Raw genomic sequence first — 22336 nt, 5'->3', positions numbered from 1 at the left:
ACCGCATTAAAATACGGTGATTCGGAGAAAGGCGCGCAAGCATGTGGCAGCACCTCATCGCCCGGCTTCAGCCGAGGCGATGCAAGAGGCTACCATAATCCTAGCCCCCGAATTCATTCGGGGGAATCTGGGCCAGCCAACGCCTACCTTCTTTCCCCTAGAGCCAACTGCCTACCGCCAACTGCTCACGGAATAGGGTAGTGGAATCCCATATCGACCGTGCCCGTGTCGGGCGTGCCGTCCGCCTGCGTCGTGCGATTTGAAAGCCCCGCTGCGCTGGCGGATTGACTTCCGGTGTCAATGCACGGGCTGTCAGGATCGAGGTAGTAATCGCCCAACGGGCCGATGCCGAACATCGGGTAGTCGGAGATGTTGCCAGTGCCTGAATCGCTGTCCTGTATGCAACAATAGCTCGCCGAACAGTTAAACAGGTCGTCGCCATTGCCCCAGATGATGCAGTCGATTATCGCTGCCGAACTGTCCTCCTTGCACACTATCCCGCCACCATCTCTTGCCATGTTCCAAACGATAGTATTACTTTCAATATCCAGTGAACTGTTATTGCAGGAGCATATTCCGGCACCAACGGTGGCTCTGTTGCCTATAAACGTGTTGTTTAGAATCGCCGCTGAACCATCTTTGCAGCAAATACCTCCACCGCTATCGGCCGTGTTCCAGCTAATCCTGTTATTTGAGATTGCGGCTGAACTAGACGTGCAGTCTATCCCACCACCATAATACGTCGCCCAATTGCCACTGATCCTGTTGTTTGCGATTATCGGCGAACTGTTGCGGTAGTATATCCCGCCACCATAGCCCGCCAAATATGCCCAATCATCTCTTGCCCTGTTTGCGGTGATCTTGTTGTTTGAAATCGTCGGTGAACTCTCCCAGCAGTATATCCCCGCACCGTAGGCTGCCAGGTTGCCAGTGATCCTATTGTTTGAAATTGTCGGGGAACTGAACGAACATGCTATTCCACCTCCCGACTGATCACTGTTTGATGGGCCCTCGGCTTTCCCACCAGATATCGTCAGATTCTCGATAGTGAAGTTGTTTACATCTTCGCACGAGATCACATGGTAAGCTTGGCCTTCAGCGTCCAGAACTGTCGTGTCTCGGTGCTCGCCAGACAGGGACACCCAGCTCTCCATGCTTAGCGGGAACGTCTCACCATTAGTACTCTCAGCATAGGTGCCGGCACCAACGTGGATCGTCACCGGATAGTCCTCTGTTCCTGTCACGGAGTCCAATCCATGCGTGATGGTCTGCCAGGGAGCGCCTTCTGAGCCGTCATTCGAGTCGTCTCCGTCCTCTGCATCCACATAGCAGTCCGTCGGAGGGCCATACCGAACCTCGAACGGCGCATAGCTTATATCGCAGACGAACTCAAACGTCCCGGAGCGCGTGAGTCCAGCAACGAAATGATACAGGGCTTCGTCCACAATCGGCGGCATGAGGCACGGCACATCGAACCACCAGTAGGCCGTGCAGTTCATGTTGAAGCGACATGGGACCCAAATCTCAGGTATCCACGGCTCAATCCGGTCGCTCCAGCCCTCGAACTGCAACGTATATATGTCACCATCAGAACCCAACAGGCCAATATACACTGCCACACTCATGGCGTCGTCGAAGTTCTGGGCGGACAGACTCACCTCGATCGTGTCACCGGATTGATATGTATCGTCGTCCGTGGAGATAGTTACCGTTGGCTGCGCCAGAACTACCATAGGCAGCATCGCAAAGGCTGCAAGGATAATAGATACAACAACCGCTGTTCTCATGGCTCTCTCCCTTTTTAGGGGTTAGTGTTATCTGCGCTGTGCCCTATAATTGAAGCGCAACAATACCCAGAAAACCAACCCAGAGAAGAATAACACGGAACCGGACAGTCTGCAAACGTTCAGACATTCGATGGGGCCCACAATAATACAGCTTGGCTCAATCTGATCATGCTTGGCTAGTGTTTTCCTTGACGGGATTGCGAGCGTCGTATATCTTTGCGTGGCCTTTCGCTGTCCCTATCAAACCATAGGTTAGTTTGTTATGAGAACAATTGTTTGTGTGAAGCAGGTTCCTGAATCTGCCTCGGAAATCACCATAAATCCCGAGGACAACACCCTCAATCGTGAGGCGGCGGAGGCAGTCATCAATCCCTTCGATGAGTATGCGATTGAGGAGGCGCTGCTGTTGCGGGAGCGTTTTGGTGGGGACGTCTGGGTCGTTAGCATGGGTCCATCTCAGGCCGAGAAGGCGCTGAAACAAGCTTTGGCAATGGGTGCGAACGAGGCGGTCTTGCTCAATGATCCGTGTTTTGCAGGTTCGGACACTCTTGCGACGTCCTACGTGCTGTCGCGTGCGATTAAGAAGATTGGCGATTTTGACCTGGTGATTTGCGGTAAGCAGGCGATTGATGGAGACACGGCGCAGGTAGGTCCGGGTATTGCGACGCGGCTTGGGCTTTCGCAGCTGACCTATGTCTGCAAGGTTGTGGAGTTGGACCTGGAGGGTAGAGCTGTTTCCGTCCACCGGATGCTCGAGGGCTGTGTTGAGGCGGTTCGGGGACGCCTGCCGGCGCTATTGACGGTGGTCAAGGACATCAACCAGCCAAGGTATCCCTCGCTTCTGGGAATAAGAAAAGCCAGCCGGAAACAGCTTCCCCATTGGGGCGCGGAGGATATCCAGGCTGATGCTTCCCGGATTGGCCTTGGCGGGTCTGCGACGTGGGTTGAGAGAGTCTTCACTCCGCCGATTCGCTCCGGCGGCGAGATACTAGAAGGCGGGGTTGACGAGGCCGTGGAGAAGCTGATGCAGAAGCTTGGTGCAGACGGCTTAGTATGAGAGGTAGAGATAATTGGGCCAATTGAGGATAGATACTGAGCTTTGCACGGGCTGCGGTCTCTGCATCGATTCGTGCCCATTTTCGGCGCTGAGCGTTGTTGACGGTGTGGCAGTAGTCTCGGAGGCCTGTAATGACTGCGGCGCGTGCATCTCCGTGTGCCCGGTTGACGCCCTCTCGATCCCCGTGGGGGAGCGCCTCGAGGGGATGCGTGTGGAGGACTACAGGGATGTTTGGATTTTCTGCGAGCAGGAGAGTGGCCGCATAGCCAATGTTACGTTTGAGCTCTTGGGCAAGGGGCGAGAGCTTGCCGACCGGCTCTCGTGCCGGCTGTGCGCGGTCTTGCTGGGTCACGAAGTTGCTGACCTCGCTGGGCCTCTTTTTCACTACGGGGCGGAGCGCGTCTATTTGGTTGAGGATGACCGGCTGTCGTTGTATAGGACGGCGCCGTTTGCTCGGGCGTTTGTCTCTCTCATTCAGAAATACAGGCCAGAGATTGTGCTCATTGGCGGGACGACTTGCGGCAGGGACCTTGCCGGCGCTCTGGCAACGAGGCTTGAGACTGGGTTGACGGCGGATTGCACGGGCCTTCACATCGCGGATGACGGGCGGAACATGGTCCAGACGCGCCCGGCGTTCGGCGGGAACATAATGGCGCAGATAAGGTGCGAAAGGCGAAGGCCACAGATGGCGACCGTTCGGCCGAAGGTTATGGAGATGCCAACGCCGGACGAGACGATGACGGGTGAGCTGATACGAGAGGAGCTTGCGATCGAGGATGGTGAGATCCTTACTACCGTCCTTGAGTTTATCAAGAGCGAGCAAGAGAACGTCAACCTCGTCGATGCTGACGTCATTGTGTCCGGTGGACGTGGTCTCGGCAAGCCGGAGAACTTCAGCGTCATTAGGAACCTTGCTAAGGCGCTGGGCGGCGTGGTTGGCGCCTCGCGAGCGGCGGTCGATGCGGGCTGGATACCGTATCCGCACCAGGTCGGCCAGACTGGCAAGACAGTGCGGCCAAAGCTCTACGTTGCGTGCGGGATATCAGGCGCAATACAGCACCTTGCCGGGATGCGGACCTCCGATGTCATCGTCGCCATCAACAAGGACCCGGAGGCGCCCATATTCAAAGTCGCTACGTACGGCATTGTAGGTGATCTGTTTCAAGTGGTTCCGAGGTTTACGGAGCGGCTTAAACGCCGTCTCTGACGCGGTGGCCGTGGCTGTTGCGTTGCGGCTCCCTCGCGGATGGAGGGCAGAAGCTCGTGCCCGAAGGGCAGACCATGGGTAGCCGCAGGCGTAGCCTGACGGTCCGAATGGAGCCACAATCCCCCTTTCTAACCTCCCCGTTGCGTTGCACGCACGGCTACCCACGGTATCCCCTTTCGGGGATTTGCAGCCTGCACCCCTCGTTCGCACCCGTTAGCTGAAAGAGGCAGCAACTCGGCCGTCGACATGAACTCCCGTGCCCACGTGGCAGCCAGCTTCAGAGCTCAACTTCAGAAACGATCAATCTGATTATCGGGGCCTTTGTGTGTTCTTGCCAGCGCAACACCTATTATAGTAATATACGGCTATAGTAATGTCTGCGTTTCCAATTGGTGAGAGTTGAAGGGAACAGTTATGCATCCGGGGAAATGTTTAATCGAGACGGCAGGTGATGTTCCAGACAAGCTTGCGGTGCTCGCGGATGACAGGCCGGTAACGAACAAAGAGCTGCCAGATCGAGTTCCGTGAGACTTTGCCGAGGACGAAGATGGGCAAGATCGACAGGTTGTCGCTCACCGTGCAAGCTTGATGGTAAGCGCTGTTTTGCATAGACGGGCCTCGCCGAGGCACTGATGCGATTGAGAAAGCGGTTTAGGAAGGCCCGCAAGCGGCTAACCCGCGCGGCGAAGTTTTGGACAGGGCGGCAGTTGCTCAGGGCGGCCTTGCTCTTGATCCCTCGATTCCCATTGGGATGGATCGAGCGACTTTCAGACCGGTCGGGCAGTATTGCTTGGCACGTGACAAAGAGCGATTGGCGGCGTGCGCTTGACAACATGAGACTTGCTCTGCCGGATCTATCGGAGCCTGAGCGAATCCGAATGTGCAAGCAGGTCGCTCGCAACTTGGCGAGGAACGTGCTGGAGCTCCTGTGGATTGTCGGTCATCCGCATCTCGCCGCCGATATAGTGCAGGTGGAGGGCCTGGAGCACATCAAGAGCGCCGTTAGCAGGGGCAGGGGAGTCGTAGTTCTCAGCGCACACTTCGGCAATTTTATGATGCTGTGTCTCAGACTTGCGTTGGAGGACTTCCCGTTTTCGGCGGTGATCAACATGCCACAGGACCCCCAGACCGCCGCCATGGTCATCAAGGGGTGCCAAGAGGTCTTTGGGATGCATCCGATCGACCGGAGTCCGCGGTGGGCATCGTTCAGGGAATGCCTGAGTCGCCTCAAAAATGGCGAGGTGATTTGCCTGATAATGGATGAGGAGGCCAGGAAGGGCGGCGTTTTCGTTGATTTCTTCGGCTATCAGGTCCCAACCCCCAAAGGCCCCGCTGCACTGGCCATTCGGTCTGGAGCGAAGGTGGCGCCGGCATTTGCGTATAACCTGCCCGGCGGCAGACAGAAGATTGTCGTCCAGCCGCCTCTGAATATGCCGAGCGAGTATAATGACGAGTCTGTCCGCCAGGCAACAGCCGTTATGACAAAGGCGATAGAGGCTGTCGTGCGAGAGGACCCCGAACAGTGGAGCTGGATATCGCATAGGTGGAGGAAGCGGCTCGACAAAGGCAGCAATTCCAGCTAGCATGACAGAGTGTTTCGCGGATGCTGATCTGGCCTGCGCCTCATCGGGCCTCGGAACCTTTTGACTCACCCGATGTTTCGTTGGACACGTTGTTAAGCGTGGCGAGTGTAGAAATGTCTGTGCAGATTGCCACAGCAGACGAGATCAATAGGGAGATTGAGCCGAAATGAGCCCGATGGTCTATTTTGTTAAACTTTTCGCGGCGCTGTTCGCGATTCTCAATCCCATTGGCGCGGTGCCTATTTTTGCGTCGCTATCGCAAGGTCGCGACGATGATGAGGTTCGACGAATCCCCAGAAGAACAGCGCTGGCGGTCTGCGCAATCCTGATGGTCTCCGCGTTTCTCGGTCAACGGATTCTATCCTTTTTTGGGGTGGGGATACCAGCATTCAGAATAGGTGGGGGGATCCTGATTCTCTTGATTGCCATCGCTATGCTTCGTGCTCGGCAGCCCAGGTCGAAATACACGCCGCGCGAGGCGACCGAGAGCGCTGAGAAAGAGGATATTGCTGTCGTTCCATTGGCCATTCCCTTGCTTGCTGGCCCCGGCGCCATAAGCACGGTGATCCTTCAGGAACAACGGTCGCCTGGGCTTGCATATATGCCGATCATGATTGGGACCATCCTGCTGATGGGTGGGACAATCTATGTCCTGTTCAAGATCGGCGTCCCGCTGGCCAAGCGACTCGGCAGGACCGGCATCAACATATTCACTCGAATAATGGGCCTGATGCTTGCCGCCATGGCGGTTGAGTTCATCACCAGCGGGCTTGCGGAGACATTCCCCCTGCTCATGGCGTTTAGTGCCGCAAACCCATAGCGGCTGATGCTCCAATCACCGTTGTTGTCGGTGCGCGCCCATTGCCTAGACGTCTCCGCCTTGTCATTCATTGCATTGATCTTTTGCAGTGTATCGCCGCAAGGATGAGTAGAGGCAGCCCGGTGTAAGTGGGCGGTCGCGACGTCATATATGGGCCGCAGATTGAAGCTTTTAGGCAGGCCACGTCTTGCTTAACCAGCTCGCTGTTGCTAATGTATGATGCGATAGAGCAGGGCCGTTTGGGGTGTTGCAGATTGCAGCCCGAGAGAGAAGCTGATGAGGCAAGAACATCAGAGACACATTGAAGTTATCCTCGACTCGATCACCGACAGGGTGTTCACAGTCGATCTTGAGTTCCGCATCACGTTGTTCAACCACGCAGCGGAGCGAATAACAGGCGTCTTGCGCGAGGATGCGGTTGGAAGGCCGTGCTGGGAGGTTCTGCGGGCCACGGTTTGCGAGTCGGACTGCGCGCTTCGGCAGACCATGAAGACGGGTGAGCCGGTTCTCTGCAAGGCGTTGTTCATGATCAACGAAAGCGGCGAGAACGTTCCCCTAAGCGCCTCGACGGCTGTTCTGAGGGACGACGAGGGCAATGTAATCGGCGGCGTTGAGACGTTCCGCGACCTCAGCCTCGTCGAGGAGCTGAAAAAAAAGGTCGAGCAGCGCTACAGTTTCTCCGATATGATAAGCCAGAACAAGGAGATGTTGGAGCTTTTCAACATCTTGCCGGCCGTAGCTGAGAGCGAGAGCACCGTTCTCATAGAGGGCGAGAGCGGCACCGGTAAGGAGCTTCTGTGTAGGGCGATTCATGGCCTCAGCCCGCGCCGGAACAAGCCGCTGGTGATCGTCAATAGCGGCGCGCTGCCGGACACGCTTTTAGAATCGGAGCTTTTCGGCCACAAGAGAGGAGCGTTCACGGATGCCACCTCAGACCGGAAAGGGAGGTTTGACATGGCCGAGGGCGGCACTCTATTCCTCGACGAGATCGGCGAAGTCTCTCCCTCCATGCAAGTCCGGCTGCTGCGTGTTGTGCAGGAGAGAACCTACGAGCCGCTTGGCTCGTCACAAACCGTTCAGGCAGACGTCCGAATAATCGCGGCCACCAATAGTGATCTGAGGCAACTTGTCGAAAGAGGTGAGTTCAGGCAGGACCTCTACTACCGAGTAAACGTCGTGAACCTGCGCCTGCCTCCACTTCGGGAGCGGCGCAAGGACATCCCGCTTCTCATCGACCGCTTCATTACGCGTTTCAACCGGCTGAAGGGCAAGAGCATAGCGGGCATCTCGCCGGACGCCATGTCTGTCCTCATGAAGTTCGACTTCCCTGGCAACATCCGCGAGCTGGAGAACATTATCGAGCACGCGTTCGTCCTGTGCAGGGGCAGAATCATTGAGCCGCAGCACTTGCCAATCTATCTCCAACCCAAAGCTGTCGCCGGGCCACCTTCCTATTCCGGCTCGCTGCGCGATGTCGAGGCGAGGCTGATAGTTGAGGCGCTTGACCGCAACGGCGGCAACCGCGTTGCGACGTCGCGGGAGCTCGGGATTCACAAGACGACGCTTTGGCGGAAGATGCGTCGCCTGGGATTGTTGGTGTAGCCCCTAGCGGGGACAAGACAATTCTCTGGGATACATACGGCGCGAGCACATTGATCATTCGTTATGTTGCTGGAATACCCTAATTTCTCGCTAGGGAAGACCATGGGTAGCCGCAGGCGTCAGCCTGACGGGGAGATTATTTGGAAGCGCGCTCTCCTTGCCCGTTGTGTTTCACACACGGCTACCCACGGTATCCCCTAGCGGGGAGAAGGTAATTGTCTGGGATACATACGGCGCGAGCACATTGATCATTCGTTATGTTGCTGGATTGCCCCTATTTCCCGTCAGGGAAAACCATGGGTAGCCGCAGGCGTCAGCCTGACGGATTGAAATTTGGTGCTGGGCCGGCCTGTATCTATTGCCCGTTGTGCTTCGCACACGGCTACCCACGGTATCCCCTAGCGGGGATTGACAATTCTCTGGGATACATACGGCGCGAGCACATTGATCCTTATGTTGCTGGAATGCTCTGATTTCCCGCTAGGGAAGACCATGGGTAGCCGCAGGCGTCAGCCTGACGGGATCCTGTCGTTGATCTCTATACCCGCCTCAGCCAATAACCCGCGCCATTCCTCCTCAAACGAGAGCCTCGCATGATGCTCCTGCTGGTTTTTCACATATTCGATCAGGCGGTCCTTATCCGCCTGAGAATGCGTGAACGCGCCATAACCATCCTGCCATGCCTCGAAATCCGGGAATAGATTCTCCTCCCTTATCCATTTGGATGACCCGGCCTTGATGTCCCTCATCAGATTCGCGAGGCAGATTTTTGGATGAAGAGCGGTGAATATATGAATGTGATCTTCCATGCCGTTGATCCGGTACAAATGACAATCCCTGTTTTTGATAATCCCCCAGATGAATTTAAAGAGCCGTTCACGACCTGCGGAAAGAAGAACAGGACACCTTCTGCTTGTTGTGAAGATAACATGATAATAGATCTGATAAAACGTCGGCATAGATGTAGGATAGCTTACACGAAGAAATTTGTGAAGGCTTCGATCCCCGTTGTGCTTCACACACGGCTACCCACGGTATCCGCTAGCGGGGATGGACAATTGTCCGAATGCATTCCGGCGCGTGTATATCGGTCAGAGTCAGTTTGCCACTGGATTGCCCCTATTTCCCGTCAGAGAAGACCATGGGTAGCCGCAGGCGTCAGCCTGACGGATTGAAATTTGGTGCTGGGCCGGCCTGTGTCTATTGCCCGTTGTGCTTCGCACACGGCTACCGATGGCATGCTCTCCGGAGATTGGCATCCGTTTTGAATGGTTGCCGTCTGCAACTACTGGGCCCGCCAGCGTTTCAATTCTGCAACCTGATTACCTGACATCCGATGGGCGATCAAAGACCACGCTCATCATGTTATCTCCCATCCAAAGGATATTTAGGCCCATTACCCGCTCTGTGGACAGACTTTGGCACGAGATATGCTTAACTACCGATGGAGGCGATGATGAAAGTTGGTATTTCAGTTTGGGAGGACAGAATCTCGCCCGTGCTCGATGGGTGCAAGCGATTTTTGGTCCTTGATGTTGAGGACGGGAAGGAGATCGGGCGAGAAGAGGTTGAGATCGCGGAGACATATCTGCCCTTTCGGGCTAGAGCGATTTTAGACCTTGGAATTGACGTTTTGATCTGCGGAGCGGTCTCAAGGCCGCTTGCGGCGATGCTGTCGAACTCAGGGATTTCCCTGGTCGGATGGGCCAACGGACGAGTTGATGACGTTCTGAGGGCTTTTCTTAACAAGGAGCTTAACGTGACAGATTTTGGAACGCTTGTAGGAGTTGGCGCACGCCAGGGCTGCCGGCGTTTTCGTCATGGGCGTCGTGGGAGGTTCTTCAATAACGGAGGAAAGATGAGATGAAGGTTGCGGTCAGTTCACTGGGCAAGACACTCGAGAGCGATGTTGACGAGCGGTTCGCCCGCGCCTCGTTCTTTCTATTTGCGGACACTGAGTCCGGCGAGTTTGAGGCGCATGATAACAGCGGGCCGATGAGCGCTGCGCACGGCGCGGGTCCGCAGGCGGCCAGTCTGATGGCGGACAAAGGAGTTGAGGTGCTAATCACCGGGCACTGCGGTCCGAACGCGTTCAGGGCGTTGAGTGCGGCTGGGATCAAGGTTGTAACCGGTGCGAGCGGGACCGTGGCGGAGGCGCTCGAGAAGTTCAAGAGCGGGGAGCTCACGCCAGCTGCGAGGTCGGACGTGGGTGGGCATTGGTAGGGGGAGTTCCCCCGTGCCGGCGGGCGAGGTCTTTAGCCTGGGAAACAGGAGAAAAGAAGAAAGGGCAAAAGTGAGAGGAGGTGTGGTCTGAGTGCCGATTTACGAATACGAGTGTCAAGAGTGCAAGACGCGTTTTGAGTTTCTTCAGGGCATCAATGAGAGTGGCGATCAGGTCTCCTGCCCTGAATGCGGCGCCAAGGGACCTAAACGGCTGATGTCGATGTTTGGCTCGAACGTGAGCAGCTCATCGGGCGCCAGCTGCGCGCCCGGTGCTTTCACATGAGGAACAACTTAAAGGGCGGTTCGCCTGTTGACTTCGCCATAGTAGCCTATGGCTACGAAGGCTGAATTGGTGATTTGGTATTGAGGAGCGTTACGGACAAGGGGGCGAAAGGAAAGGAGATGAATGATGCCTGGTTTTGATGGAACAGGCCCGATGGGGCTTGGGCCTTTGACAGGTCGCGGAATGGGCTACTGCGCTGTGCCGTCTGGTCAGGCGCCTGCGGGTTTCCCCACTGGGACGGCCGGCTGGGGCTATCCTGTAGTCGTGCGGCCGCCGGTGCCGGCCTTTGGCTTTCGCCCTGGCCTGTATCCTGCTTGGCGAGGGGCTTTCCTTGGACGCGGCCGGCGGGCTTTCAGAGGCTTTGGCGGGCGAGGCCGAGGAGGCGGGCGCGGCCGACGATTTTGGTAAGCTAAGTTTTCGTAGTAGGAGATAAATTGAACGAATTGACGAGAAGAGAAAGGAGCAAGATATGCCTAGAGGAGACGGAACGGGCCCTGCGGGTATGGGCCCAATGACCGGTAGAGCGGCCGGCTACTGCGCTGGCTATGGCACGCCGGGATACATGAATCCCGTTGGCGGACGAGGCATGGGCTTTGGAGGCGGCTTCGGGAGAGGTCGGGGTTGGCGAAACCAGTTCTACGCGACCGGCTTGACGGGTTGGCAGCGCGCCGCAGCGGGCGTGCCCGCGGGGGGTGCGCCGGGTTACGGATATGCGCCACCGCCGGGCTATGCACCAACCCCTGAGCAGGAGACGGGTGCGCTCAAGGCCCAGGCTGAATACCTTGAGAAAAGCCTGAACGAGATTCGAAAGCGCATGGAAGAGCTTCAGAAGAGCAAGGCCGAGTAATCTGAATGCATTGAGGGCGCCCGGGCAGGTAACGCTATTCTGAACCGGACGCCCGTCTTTTGTTTGGATGATGGTTTGTGCTATGAAGATTGCGGGGCCATTGAGCGAATCACGCCGGATAGGTGGCCTCGAGAGATGAGATTGGAAAGGAGTAGATAATATGCCAAGAGGTGACGGAACGGGACCAACTGGACAGGGCCCGGGAACGGGTCGCGGCATGGGCGGTCGTGGAATGGGCGCGGGCGGCGGCGCTGGACGTGGGGGCGGCGGCAGAGGTGGTGGCGGCGGTTTCGCGGCAGGCCCTGGCGGGAACTGTGTCTGCCCCAGCTGCGGCGAGGTCGTGCCCCATCAGTTAGGAATGTCGTGTACGCAGATGAAGTGCCCTAAATGTGGGACAATGATGACGCGGCAAGTGTGAGGCGAGGGAGTTCAGCATGACGTCCGGAACGGATGCTGCCACAAGTGGTGGACAGGAAGAGTTCGTGTTCCGGCCGATTGGCTACGTCCATTCTAGCTATGTCGATCCAGCCAAGACGCCGATCCAGCCGCTATATGCCCAGGGCTCACAGGCAAGAGTGGTTATCCTGCCAGAATATGAGGAGGGGCTGGATGACCTGGACGGATTCTCGCATATCTTCATTCTATTCATCTTTCATAAAGCAGGACCTGCGGCCCTGAAGGTTAAGCCCTATCTTGAGAGTGTCAAAAGGGGCGTATTTGCCGCAAGATCGCCTAGAAGGCCCAACCTGATCGGCCTAAGTCTGGTTCGACTGGTCAAGCGCGAGAAAAATGTGCTATTTGTCGAGGACGTGGATATTCTCGACGGGAGTCCCGTCGTGGACATTAAGCCGTTTATTCCTCGATTTGACACCCGATCGGACGCGCTCTCAGGATGGCAAGAGAAGATTTCGGACATAGATGCAGAAGAGATTGGTTCGCGAAGGAGCAAGGAGCCGTGCGAGTAGGTAAATGGGAATGACGGTTCTCGCCCCGCTGGTCATCTTCTGCATCGCGTTCGTTTTCTCGATGCTTGGGATGGGCGGGTCGCAGCTCTACATCCCTGTGTTGTTCTGGATGGGAATGGATTTCAAGACCGAGGCGATACCATTGGCGCTACTATTGAATGTCGTCAGCAGCTCTTCTGCCGCGATAACTTATGGGCGTAAGAAGATGATCGACTGGCGGACCGGTGTGCCCTTTGCGATTGCCTCAGTGGGCCTTGCCCCGGTCGGTGCTTGGCTCAACGTGAAGCTCCCAACTAGGCCGTTGATCGGGATTTTTGCGGCGTTCACAGCGACGGCAGCAATCCTAATGCTTTCCGGCTGGAGGCCGAAGCGAGGGGGATTGACCGCGCGTGGTCGTGTGGTCCTGGGGATATGCGGCGGGGCAGCGCTGGGCTTTCTGGCGGGCCTGCTCGGTCGCGGTGGCGGCTCCTTCGTCGTGCCGATGCTGTGCATTGCGGGGCTTGATCCCAAGATGGCCGCTGCGACCTCAGCATTCATTATCACGTGGTCGGCGGGGTCGAGCTTCTTTTCGCACGTTGCGCTGGCCGCAGCGCCCGATTGGGCAATATGGGTGCCTTGTATTGTTGGGGTGCTGATCGCCAGTCAGTGTGGTTCGAGGCTCATGGCTGCAAAACTTAAATCCCGCGGTATTAGGTTGATGTTTGGGATAGTCCTGCTCGCATTTGCTGCTACCCTGGCTATAAAAGATGTGATATTGCACTGATGAGAGTGGTGAAAGTATGCGAGTAGCAATAGCGAGCGGTAAGGGAGGCACCGGGAAGACAACGGTGGCCACTTGCCTCTCTGTTTTGCTCTCTCGCGCGGGCCAAGATGTCGCGTATCTGGACTGCGACGTTGAGGAGCCCAACGGACACATATTTCTTAAACCCACCATTCGTAGCCGTGAGACGATCTACTTGCCAGTGCCAGTGGTGGACCAGGACAAGTGCACGTTGTGTCGGAAGTGCGAGAAGATATGTCAATACAACGCAATCTTATGCATTGGTAATAAGACGCTGGTGTTTCAGGAACTCTGCCATGCGTGCGGAGGCTGTTACCTTGTCTGCCCAGCAAACGCTATCACCGAGGTGGACAGAGAGATTGGCGTGGTCGAGGAGGGCTTCGCGGGCGAAGTTCGGTTCGCCCACGGGAAGCTCAAGATCGGCGAGGCGCTCTCCCCTCCCCTTGTCAAGGGTGTCAAACGGCGAGCTCTTAGCAATGGCATCACGGTGCTGGACGCGCCGCCCGGCACGTCTTGTCCAGTTGTCGAGACGATAATGCACGCGGACCTGGTCGTTCTAGTGACTGAGCCCACGCCCTTCGGCCTCAACGACCTCAAGCTCGCGGTCGATATGACACGGCAGGTTGGTGCCGAGTTCGGGGTCATCATCAATCGCAGCGACATTGGGGACGACAAGACAAAAAAGTTCTGCCAGCAGCATAGAATAGAGCTGTTGGGCGAGATACCGGACGACAGAGACGTTGCGGTAGCCTATTCGCACGGCGAGCTGCCCATTGATGCCGTTAGTGGCTATTCGGATTACCTGCGCCCCCTCGTTGAGAAGGTATTGGGAGGTGAACGATGAAGGAGCTTGTCGTGGTCTCGGGCAAGGGGGGAACTGGCAAGACCAGCATCTTGGCCTCGTTCGCAGCACTGGCCAAAAACAGGGCTGTGGCCGCTGACTGCGATGTTGACGCCGCCGACCTACATCTCGTCCTTACGCCTCGTGTAATATCTCGCCACAAGTTTGTCGGTGCGCGTGAGGTTCGGATACTGCCGGGCCACTGCACGGCTTGCGGGAAGTGCGAGGAGATATGTAGGTTTGATGCGATATACTTCGATGGGCCTGGTAACGGTATTGTCCCAAAGACGTTCAGGATCGACCCGTTGGCGTGTGAGGGCTGCGGCGTATGTGCATACTTCTGTGCTGAAGACGCCATCGAATCGAAGGACGCACAGAGCGGCGAATGGTACATCTCCGAGACGAGGCATGGGCCAATGGTGCACGCTAAGCTCTTTGCGGCTCAGGAGAACAGCGGTAAGCTCGTCTCACTGGTTCGCAAGGAGGCGAAGGAGCTGGCAAAAAAGAGGGGTTTGGACTTGCTTCTGGTCGATGGCTCGCCCGGCATTGGCTGCCCGGTCATCGCCTCGGTTACGGGGGCTGATTTCGTGCTGATCGTTACTGAGCCGACCCTCTCGGGCAAGCATGATTTTGAGCGTGTTTTGGGCCTGACCAAACATTTCGGGACCAAGTCCGGCGTCTGCGTCAACAAGTTCGACCTCAACCCCGAGATGACGGAGGAGATCGAGGCGTTTGCGAGGGCAAACGGCGTGGAGGTCCTTCCGAGGGTCAGATACGATGCCGCGGTTACAAAGGCACAAGTTATGGGCGCCACGGTCGTGGAGTACACTGGCGGGGCTGTCGCACAGGAGATCAGGACGCTCTGGGGGCGAGTTACGTTGGCTATGGGGTGATTGGTTGACAGTTGGACCCCCAAGGCGGGACATCAGGGACGGCGCTTTCAAAGGGCGAAGAGGTCGGTAGGGGCGATTCACGAATCGCCCTTGATATGTCGATTCAATCAGGCTAGGGCGGCTCGTGAGCCGCCCCTACGATAAGGGGGCGCGAGGTAATGACGCCATTCGATTTTGATAATGTTGCGGGTCGATACGATGATTGGTATGGCGGTCCGGTTGGGCGAGTGTATGACCGTATCGAGAAGAGGGCCGTTGCCGAGGCGCTTGGGTCGAGTCCAAAGGGCCGGCGGATGCTTGAGATTGGCTGCGGCACCGGGCACTGGGCTGAGTTTTTCTCCGAGCTTGGCTTGGAGGTTTTTGGTGTTGATCTGTCTCTAGGGATGATGCGTGTGGCGCAATCAAAGGGGATTGTGCGCGCTAGGTTCGCCCTGGCGGACGCCTCGAGTCTGCCTTTTCCAAGCAGCAGTTTTGACGTCGGGTGCGCCATCACGACGCTTGAGTTTGTGTCCGATGCCAGTGTGGTGCTCGAGGAGCTTACCCGATGCGTAAGGCCCGGCGGAAGAATAGTCGTCGGCGTGCTCAATCGGGTCTCCTTGCTCGCCTGGCTCAGGCGTCGTCGCGGCTCGCCGGTCGTTCGTGAGTCGCGTTTGATGACCGCCGGCGAGCTGCTGCGGCTCCTCGCTGGCCTCGGGGATGCATCTGTGCTCTCGACTGCGTTTGTGCTGCCGTGGCGAGGCCTTCTTTGGCTGTCGAGGGTTCTAGATGCGGTGGGTCGTATTCTGCGGCTGCCGTTTGGGGATTTTCTGGTTGGAACTGTTAAGGTAGAGCGGTCTAGAGAGGTGAAAGAATGAAAAGCGGCGAAGGATGTGGACGTTCGGGGCAGGGCGGTTTCGCACGCCAGGGAACAGATGGCAAGATGAAAAGCGACCTCGACGACCGTCAGGAGATTGCTGGCCAACTCTCGCATATCGGGCATAAGATACTTGTTCTGTCTGGCAAGGGCGGTGTGGGGAAGAGCACGGTTGCTGCGAACCTCGCGCTTTTTCTGGGGGAGCAAGGCAATAAAGTGGGCCTTCTGGATATAGACATTCACGGGCCAAGTATCCCGAAGCTGCTCGGCCTTGAGAACGCGAGGGCCGAGGGCCTGGAACATAAGATTCTCCCCGTCTCAGTCGGCGAGCATCTGAAGGTCATGTCCATCGGTTTCTTGCTCGACAGGAGCGATACGGCTGTCATCTGGCGGGGGCCGATGAAATACGGCGTGATAAAGCAGTTTTTGAAGGACGTTCGGTGGGGCGATCTGGACTATTTGATCGTGGATTCGCCGCCTGGCACGGGCGATGAGCCGCTCTCAGTTGCCCAGCTGATTCAGGACGTTGACGGAGCAATCATCGTAACTACGCCTCAGGAGTTATCGCTGATCGATGTGCGGAAGTGCATCAATTTTTGCGAGAAGCTTCGTGTACCTGTAATTGGTGTGATTGAGAACATGAGCGGTTTCGTGTGTCCCAATTGTGGCGAGAGGGTGGACATTTTCAAGGCCGGCGGTGGGGCAAAGATGGCCCGTGAACTGCGTGTCCCATACCTGGGGAGCATACCCATCGATCCGGCGATCGTTGTCGCGTCGGACGCTGGCAGGCCGTTGGCAGGCGAGGGCGAGGGCCCGGGCGCGGCGGCGGCGTTCGCCCAGATTGCCAGGGGAGTTCTTGATTACAGACGGGAGAAGACCGCGGGCCTGCCAGGGTGGGCCGGCGGTGGTGCGGAGCTCACGGCCAAAACGCCTGACTCGATCTCAGCGACAGATCACAAGGAGGACCAGATGCGAGTAGCGATTCCCATTGTCGGTGGCAAGCTGTCACCGCATTTTGGACACTGCGAGCAGTTCGCAATTTTCGGTGTTGACGCAGCAAATAAGCAAATAACCGGCCCCGAAACGATCAGCTCGCCGGCTCACGAGCCGGGTCTTCTGCCCAAGTGGCTGAGCGAGCACGAGGTCAACGTCATCATCTCTGGTGGGATGGGTTCGCGGGCCAAGAGGCTCTTTGACGAGCAGAACATAGATGTGATTGTGGGCGTCTCGAGCGATGAGCCAAAGGCGCTGATCGAGGCCTATGCTGCGGGCGTGCTGACGTCCGGGGAGAATATCTGCGATCACTGACGTTGGGCCGGCGTTCTTTGGTTTGGCGGCCATTGTGAACGGAGAAGGAGTGAGTCAGATCTGGGGGGGGCAGAAGGCCGGATTCTTGTGGAGGAGGCCCCAATCCGCGGCACCAAGTCTGAATATGTAGCAACTTCCGAGAAGCTCCAGCAACTGAGGAGCCTGCTTGCCGGAATGCAGAGCGTTCTCGTTGCCTATTCTGGGGGAGCGGACAGCGCCTTTCTGCTGAAGGTGGCCTCTGACGTTCTGGGCAGCGCGGTAACTGCGGAGACGGCGACGGGCAAGATATATCCGCGGCACGAGCTTGAGCAGGCGAAGTTGCTGGCCCAGGAGCTCGGCGTCAGGCACGTTGTTTTCCCGGCGGATCAGATGACGGACGCAGAATTCGTGGCAAACGGGAAGGACCGGTGCTATCGCTGTGGGACGCTCGTCGGTGACCTGCTGCTCCGGGAGGCGGCAAAGGTGGGGGCAGCTGTCGTAGTGAACGGTGTGAACCAAGACGACGAGAGCGATTACCGTCCGGGGATGAGGGCGGCCAGGGAGCTTGGCATCCGAAGCCCGCTCAGGGAGGCGAGGCTTGGGAAGCGTGAGATCGTCGCCCTGTCCAAGGGATTCGGCCTTCCGACTTGGGACAAGCCGTCGAATTCGTGTCTGGCGACGCGTGTTCCGTTTGGGGAGAAGCTAACGGTGGAGCGACTTTCCAGGATAGAGGCGTGCGAGGAGTTCATGAGGGAGTTGGGTTTTAGCCAAGTCAGGGTGCGGGACCACGCGGACACAGCGAGAATCGAGGTTCCCAGTGCGGACCTCCCGCGGGTAGTTGAGAAAGAGATTGCGGCGGTGATAGTTGAGAGTTTCAAAGCGCTTGGCTACACGTTCGTAAGCTTGGACGTTGAGGGATACAGAACAGGCAGCATGAACGAGGTGCTCAAAGAAGGGGTTAGCCGTGGACAGAGAGAGTATTAGGGAGCTTCTTTCGGACGTTTCGGCGCACAAGACCACGCCCGGCGAGGCGTTTGAACGGCTGAAGTCTCTTCCTTACGAGGACCTGGGCTGGGCCAAAGTCGATACTCATAGAGCTCTGCGCAAGGGATTTGCCGAGGTGGTGCTCTGCACGGGCAAGACGAACGAGCAGATCGCCAAGATTGTGCAGACTCTTTCCTCTTATGGGGCGCCCATCCTGGCGACAAAAGCCAGCGACTCGGTGTTTGATGCGATCCGGAATGTCGAAAGCAGTGCAGTCTATTTCGAGACGGCGAGGGTGGTGCTGGTCGGTGAGCGGCGCAGTCCGGTGAATGATAATCTGATCTTGATCGTGAGCGCGGGCACGTCGGACCTACCGATAGCAGAGGAGGCGGCCGTAACCGCTGAGGCAATGGGCAACCGGGTGGACCGGCTGTACGACGTTGGTGTTGCGGGCCTTCATCGGCTTCTTGGGAGCAGGGAGAAGTTGACGTCTGCAAACGTTATCGTCGTCGTGGCCGGCATGGAGGGCGCCCTGCCAAGCATCGTTGGCGGGGTTGTGGATAGGCCGGTCATCGCGGTGCCGACTAGCGTGGGATACGGCGCAAGTTTCGGAGGTCTCTCGGCTTTGCTGGGGATGCTGAACTCGTGCGTGCCGGGCGTCTTGGTGGTGAACATTGACAACGGTTTTGGAGCTGGATATGCGGCCAGCGTGATAAACCGGATGGGAGAATAACGTGAGAATCGCATACTTCGATTGTTTCTCCGGGGCCAGCGGGGACATGTTTATCGGCTCTTTGCTGGATGCTGGCCTATCACTTGATCGGCTCGAGCAGGAGCTGCGCAAGCTCAAGGTCTCCGGGGTTGAGCTGAGCGCAGTGAAGGGCATGAAGGGGGCGTTGTCGGGCACGAAGTTCCGGGTTGATGCCGGGGAGGAGCACGTGCATCGACACCTGGGTGACATACTCAAGATTATCGACCAGAGCGAGCTGAGCGACGCTGTTAAGGCCAAGAGCAAGGCGGTCTTCGAGCAGGTCGCGAAGGTCGAGGGCGGCATTCATCAAAAAGATGCTGAAACGATTCATTTTCACGAGGTAGGAGCCCTTGATTCCATAGTTGACATCATTGGCTCCATTGCTGCGCTCGAGCTATTGGGCATCGAGAGGGCATATTGCTCCAGAGTTCACGTCGGAACTGGTTTCGTGAAGTGCCAGCATGGCGAGATTCCTGTCCCGGCGCCGGCGACCCTTGCGCTGCTCAAGGGGCTGCCAGTCTATTCGCGTGGGATCGAGGCGGAGCTTGTTACCCCGACCGGGGCAGCGCTTCTGCGGAATCTCTGCGTCGCTTTCGGGGCCATGCCGCCGATGAAGGTGAATGCCATTGGTTATGGGCTTGGCACGAGGGACCTTGAGATACCGAATATGTTGAGGGTCGTGATCGGCGATACGGACAGCGGTGAGTACGATCACGATCAGGTCGTCCTTCTAGAGACCAACATCGATGACATGAGCGCGGAGCTGCTGAGCGCCGCCTGCGAGGCGCTCTTTGGTGAGGGTGCCCTCGATGTGTTCGTAACGCCGACTGTGATGAAGAAGGGCCGGGCGGGGTTCATACTCAGCGTTCTCACGTCGCACGAGAAGCTGGATGATTGCCTCAGGGCGGTCTTTGTGCACACGAGCACGCTCGGAGTGCGAGTTGGCGAGGTGAATCGTAGGAAGCTTTTCAGAGAAAGCACTCTCGTTGACACCGAATATGGGCAGGTAACAGTTAAGATCGGCAGGACTTCAGACGAGATTATGAATGTGGCTCCGGACTATAAGTCGTGTCGAGATGCCGCCCTTCGAGCGCACGTGAGCCTGAAGGAAGTCTATGATGCTGCGACGTTGGCAGCGAGAGAGAGTCTGGGCAGCGCGAAAGAGCCTGGGCAGCGCGAGCTGATGAATGGGGGCATCTCATCGCGCTGCGAATAGCGCGATTGAACCGAACGAGTGCTCTGATTGACGCGTTGCTTCGCCAGGCCAGGTCTTATGGCGCGATGTCTGGGCGTTCCGACCGTCTGCTCGGAGCTTTTTTGGGGCGCCGCCGCTAAACGCAGTATTGAGTAGGCTTGCGTTGCGACCTCGCACCCTGCGTGGTCGTGATAATGTTTATGCAATTGCGAATCGATATTGAAAAAGGCAAGCTGGTAGGCTAGTCTGAGTGTGAGCATTATTGGAACGTCTTTTTGATCGAAAGTGAGTGTGTAGGATGGATGTCTATCTAGTTACTGGGGGCGCCGGTTTCATAGGGTCAAACATAGCCGAGCGCCTCGTGCGTCTGGGCAGGGCAGTGAGGGTGCTCGACAACTTCAGCACTGGGAAGCGAGAGAATCTCTCGGCTTTTGGGGACAGTATAGACGTGATCGAGGGTGATATCGCCGAGCTGTCCGTGTGCAAGAGGGCGGTCTTAGGGGTTAAGTATGTGCTGCATCAGGCCGCTCTTCCCTCGGTGCCTCGCTCAGTGAAGGACCCGATAGCTACAAACAATGCGAACGTTGTAGGAACGCTGAACATGCTTCAGGCTGCGAGAGAGGCGGGCGTGAAGCGATTCGACTTTCTGGACTTACGTTGGTAGGGGCGCTCTAGTGAAATTCCGCTATTACCTTTCTTGACGGACCGCGAGTTGACAATCCAAGTAGAGAGAGGTGGCTATGACTGAAACATCAGCGTGCTCTGGTCGTCTCCAACAGGATGGGACGAGTGCTGGAGGCCGCAAGAGTCTGTTGGCTTGGTTGTTCATCGCAGGCCTCGGGTTGGCGGCGGTAGGGTTGGTGACAGTAGTTACTTCAAAGTACGGACCTGGCCTTACCAGAGACTCCGTTCAATATATATCCGGAGCGGTCAGCCTCGTTTCTGGTAATGGCTTAACGAGCTATACTGGCGAGCCAATCACTTTGTGGCCGCCACTGTTCTCAGCCCTGCTCGCTTCCCTCGGACTCGCCGGCGTTGAACCCGTCAGCGCGGCCAGGTGTGTCAACGCGGCCGCTTTCGGGCTCATCGTTTCGCTCTCGGCGTGGCTGTTCCTAGGGCACGTGAGGTCGCGAGTCCTGGCGGTCACGGGCTCAGTGTCAGTGTTAGTTTCGGCGCCCCTGGTGCGAGTTTGCAGCATAGCTCTGTCGGAGCCCATTTTCATCGTTCTCTGTATTGCGTTTTATATAATTGCACTGAGGTATATGAAATCGGGAGCTCCCTCCCTTCTCTTTTTATTGTCGGCGATTACGGCGTTAGGGTGTCTCCAGAGATACATTGGGCTGAGCCTGGTGTTGGCAGGTGTAGCCCTGATCCTTGTCCGAGGAGACACTGGCCTCTTGCCTACACTTAGGCGAGCATTTCTATTCGGGGGTATATCGACAGTCCCACTGGCTCTGTGGCTGCTGAGGAACCACTGGGTAAGCTCGACGCTCACTGGACCTCGCAGAGGCTTCGCTACCGAGCCGATGCAGACTCTCGGACATGCTTTGGTTACTATGGTTAGCATCCTCCGGGTGATAGGCGGGTGGTGTTCTCCTGCTACAGACATTTCGATCAAGTCAATCCGGTTTGGGATTGCGGCGCTCGGCGCGATTCTGGCGTTAAAGGCGTTTGCGAACATACGAAAGGTGGGTCGTATGCGGCAGCTCCTGCACCCATTGGCGGTCTTCTGGGCTGCATATATGATGGCCCTCTTTTCTGCCAAGTTAGTCGACTCCTCACTGCGAGACCTCGAGAGGTTCATGTTACCTGTGTATGTGCCAACATTGCTAATCGGGTTTAAATTGGCTGACTCGCTACCCGGCCGGGAGAAACGCAGCTCGTGCGTGTTGAGAAGTCATCGCCTGGTGCTTGCCTTGTGCATGGTTTGGCTCGTGCTTGTTCCTGGGCGCAACCTCATAGAGCTCGTTTCGACCTGTGTTCAGTCCGGCGTGGAGGGCTATGGCACCACCGAGTGGAGGGAGTCCGCCTTGGTTGACTGGTTGCGAAGAAATCCTCTGAGCGGGAGGATTTACACCAATGCCCCCGAGGCCATGTACATACTTACAGGGATCAGAGCAGAAAAAGGCCCTTCCAATTCCGCGATAAACGACTCTGATGAACGTGCCAACGCCTCGGACACGAGCATTTATCTGCTTTGCTTCGCTCCCCGGGATCGGGCTGTTCCCTGCGATTTTGCTTACATAAGGCATTTGTTCGAGTTGAGACCCATTGTGACCCTGAGTGACGGAGTAGTATATCTCCTTTTGCGGCGCAGTCCGGAGGCTTCTGCGCGAGAACCCACAAACTAGAAATCAGGGACAGATGAACCCGCAAT

General features: G+C 57.0%; 23 protein-coding genes. 20 read left to right on the top strand and 3 right to left on the bottom strand.

What is annotated here, in order from left to right:
- Positions 1-185: 185 nt before the first annotated feature.
- The gene (locus VM163_11965) at positions 186-1787 is read right to left on the bottom strand and encodes a right-handed parallel beta-helix repeat-containing protein (protein HUT04592.1); all 1602 of its coding nucleotides are present in this window, start codon (positions 1785-1787) and stop codon (positions 186-188) included.
- 262 nt (positions 1788-2049) lie between these two features.
- Between VM163_11965 and VM163_11960 the strand changes: the two genes are divergently transcribed.
- Both VM163_11960 and VM163_11955 read left to right on the top strand, forming a co-directional pair.
- Positions 2050-2844, top strand: coding sequence for an electron transfer flavoprotein subunit beta/FixA family protein (locus VM163_11960; protein ID HUT04591.1), 795 nt, complete (start codon positions 2050-2052; stop codon positions 2842-2844).
- 22 nt (positions 2845-2866) lie between these two features.
- The gene (locus VM163_11955) at positions 2867-4051 is read left to right on the top strand and encodes an electron transfer flavoprotein subunit alpha (GenBank protein ID HUT04590.1); all 1185 of its coding nucleotides are present in this window, start codon (positions 2867-2869) and stop codon (positions 4049-4051) included.
- A gap of 432 nt (positions 4052-4483) precedes the next feature.
- Here VM163_11955 and VM163_11950 read toward each other — a convergent pair whose 3' ends face one another.
- Positions 4484-4660, bottom strand: a complete 177-nt coding sequence (locus tag VM163_11950; protein ID HUT04589.1) for a hypothetical protein — start codon at positions 4658-4660, stop codon at positions 4484-4486.
- A gap of 23 nt (positions 4661-4683) precedes the next feature.
- On the opposite strand from VM163_11950, the gene VM163_11945 reads away from it, so the two are divergent.
- From VM163_11945 to VM163_11935, 3 genes are all read left to right on the top strand, one after another.
- Positions 4684-5634 carry a hypothetical protein gene (locus VM163_11945; GenBank protein HUT04588.1) on the top strand — a complete coding sequence of 317 codons (951 nt, stop codon included), beginning with the start codon at positions 4684-4686 and terminating at the stop codon, positions 5632-5634.
- Positions 5635-5800: 166 nt separating this feature from the next.
- Positions 5801-6454 (top strand): NAAT family transporter, encoded by a 654-nt coding sequence (locus tag VM163_11940; protein HUT04587.1) that lies wholly within the window; start codon positions 5801-5803, stop codon positions 6452-6454.
- 276 nt (positions 6455-6730) lie between these two features.
- A complete protein-coding gene (locus VM163_11935) occupies positions 6731-8056 on the top strand; it encodes a sigma 54-interacting transcriptional regulator (protein HUT04586.1) in 1326 nt (441 codons plus the stop codon).
- A 509-nt stretch (positions 8057-8565) separates the two neighbouring features.
- Here the strand turns inward: VM163_11935 and tnpA are convergent.
- The gene (gene tnpA, locus VM163_11930) at positions 8566-9015 is read right to left on the bottom strand and encodes an IS200/IS605 family transposase (protein HUT04585.1); all 450 of its coding nucleotides are present in this window, start codon (positions 9013-9015) and stop codon (positions 8566-8568) included.
- A gap of 494 nt (positions 9016-9509) precedes the next feature.
- On the opposite strand from tnpA, the gene VM163_11925 reads away from it, so the two are divergent.
- The 15 genes from VM163_11925 (at position 9510) to VM163_11855 (ending at position 20623) form a co-directional block, all read left to right on the top strand.
- Positions 9510-9923 (top strand): NifB/NifX family molybdenum-iron cluster-binding protein, encoded by a 414-nt coding sequence (locus tag VM163_11925; GenBank protein HUT04584.1) that lies wholly within the window; start codon positions 9510-9512, stop codon positions 9921-9923.
- Positions 9920-10279 (top strand): NifB/NifX family molybdenum-iron cluster-binding protein, encoded by a 360-nt coding sequence (locus tag VM163_11920; GenBank protein ID HUT04583.1) that lies wholly within the window; start codon positions 9920-9922, stop codon positions 10277-10279. Before VM163_11925 ends, VM163_11920 begins: the two co-directional genes overlap by 4 nt.
- Before the next feature lie 91 nt (positions 10280-10370).
- On the top strand, positions 10371-10562 hold the full coding sequence (locus VM163_11915) for a zinc ribbon domain-containing protein (protein ID HUT04582.1): 192 nt from the start codon (positions 10371-10373) through the stop codon (positions 10560-10562).
- Between the two features lie 286 nt (positions 10563-10848).
- The gene (locus VM163_11910; GenBank protein ID HUT04581.1) at positions 10849-10995 is read left to right on the top strand and encodes a hypothetical protein; all 147 of its coding nucleotides are present in this window, start codon (positions 10849-10851) and stop codon (positions 10993-10995) included.
- Between the two features lie 36 nt (positions 10996-11031).
- A complete protein-coding gene (locus VM163_11905) occupies positions 11032-11409 on the top strand; it encodes a DUF5320 domain-containing protein (protein ID HUT04580.1) in 378 nt (125 codons plus the stop codon).
- A gap of 434 nt (positions 11410-11843) precedes the next feature.
- A complete protein-coding gene (tsaA, locus tag VM163_11900) occupies positions 11844-12374 on the top strand; it encodes a tRNA (N6-threonylcarbamoyladenosine(37)-N6)-methyltransferase TrmO (protein ID HUT04579.1) in 531 nt (176 codons plus the stop codon).
- 10 nt (positions 12375-12384) lie between these two features.
- On the top strand, positions 12385-13137 hold the full coding sequence (locus tag VM163_11895; protein HUT04578.1) for a sulfite exporter TauE/SafE family protein: 753 nt from the start codon (positions 12385-12387) through the stop codon (positions 13135-13137).
- 16 nt (positions 13138-13153) lie between these two features.
- A complete protein-coding gene (locus tag VM163_11890; protein HUT04577.1) occupies positions 13154-13999 on the top strand; it encodes an ATP-binding protein in 846 nt (281 codons plus the stop codon).
- Positions 13996-14889: an ATP-binding protein gene (locus tag VM163_11885; protein ID HUT04576.1), complete on the top strand. Its 894-nt coding sequence runs from the start codon at positions 13996-13998 to the stop codon at positions 14887-14889. Before VM163_11890 ends, VM163_11885 begins: the two co-directional genes overlap by 4 nt.
- A gap of 158 nt (positions 14890-15047) precedes the next feature.
- Entirely contained in the window at positions 15048-15743 is a 696-nt protein-coding gene (locus VM163_11880; protein HUT04575.1) for a methyltransferase domain-containing protein, read from the top strand.
- Positions 15740-17050, top strand: coding sequence for an iron-sulfur cluster carrier protein MrpORP (locus tag VM163_11875; protein HUT04574.1), 1311 nt, complete (start codon positions 15740-15742; stop codon positions 17048-17050). Before VM163_11880 ends, VM163_11875 begins: the two co-directional genes overlap by 4 nt.
- 87 nt (positions 17051-17137) lie before the next feature.
- Positions 17138-18013: an ATP-dependent sacrificial sulfur transferase LarE gene (gene larE / locus VM163_11870; GenBank protein ID HUT04573.1), complete on the top strand. Its 876-nt coding sequence runs from the start codon at positions 17138-17140 to the stop codon at positions 18011-18013.
- Complete coding sequence (gene larB, locus VM163_11865; protein ID HUT04572.1) at positions 18009-18746, top strand: nickel pincer cofactor biosynthesis protein LarB; 738 nt, start codon at positions 18009-18011, stop codon at positions 18744-18746. Before larE ends, larB begins: the two co-directional genes overlap by 5 nt.
- A gap of 1 nt (position 18747) precedes the next feature.
- On the top strand, positions 18748-19980 hold the full coding sequence (gene larC / locus VM163_11860) for a nickel pincer cofactor biosynthesis protein LarC (protein ID HUT04571.1): 1233 nt from the start codon (positions 18748-18750) through the stop codon (positions 19978-19980).
- Between the two features lie 277 nt (positions 19981-20257).
- Entirely contained in the window at positions 20258-20623 is a 366-nt protein-coding gene (locus VM163_11855; protein HUT04570.1) for an NAD-dependent epimerase/dehydratase family protein, read from the top strand.
- Positions 20624-22336 lie beyond the last annotated feature (1713 nt).

This window comes from bacterium (genome assembly GCA_035527515.1).
GTDB lineage: Bacteria > B130-G9 > B130-G9 > B130-G9 > B130-G9 > B130-G9.
Note: the sequence above shows the minus strand (reverse complement) of the source record. Positions and strands in the feature narration are given on the sequence as shown.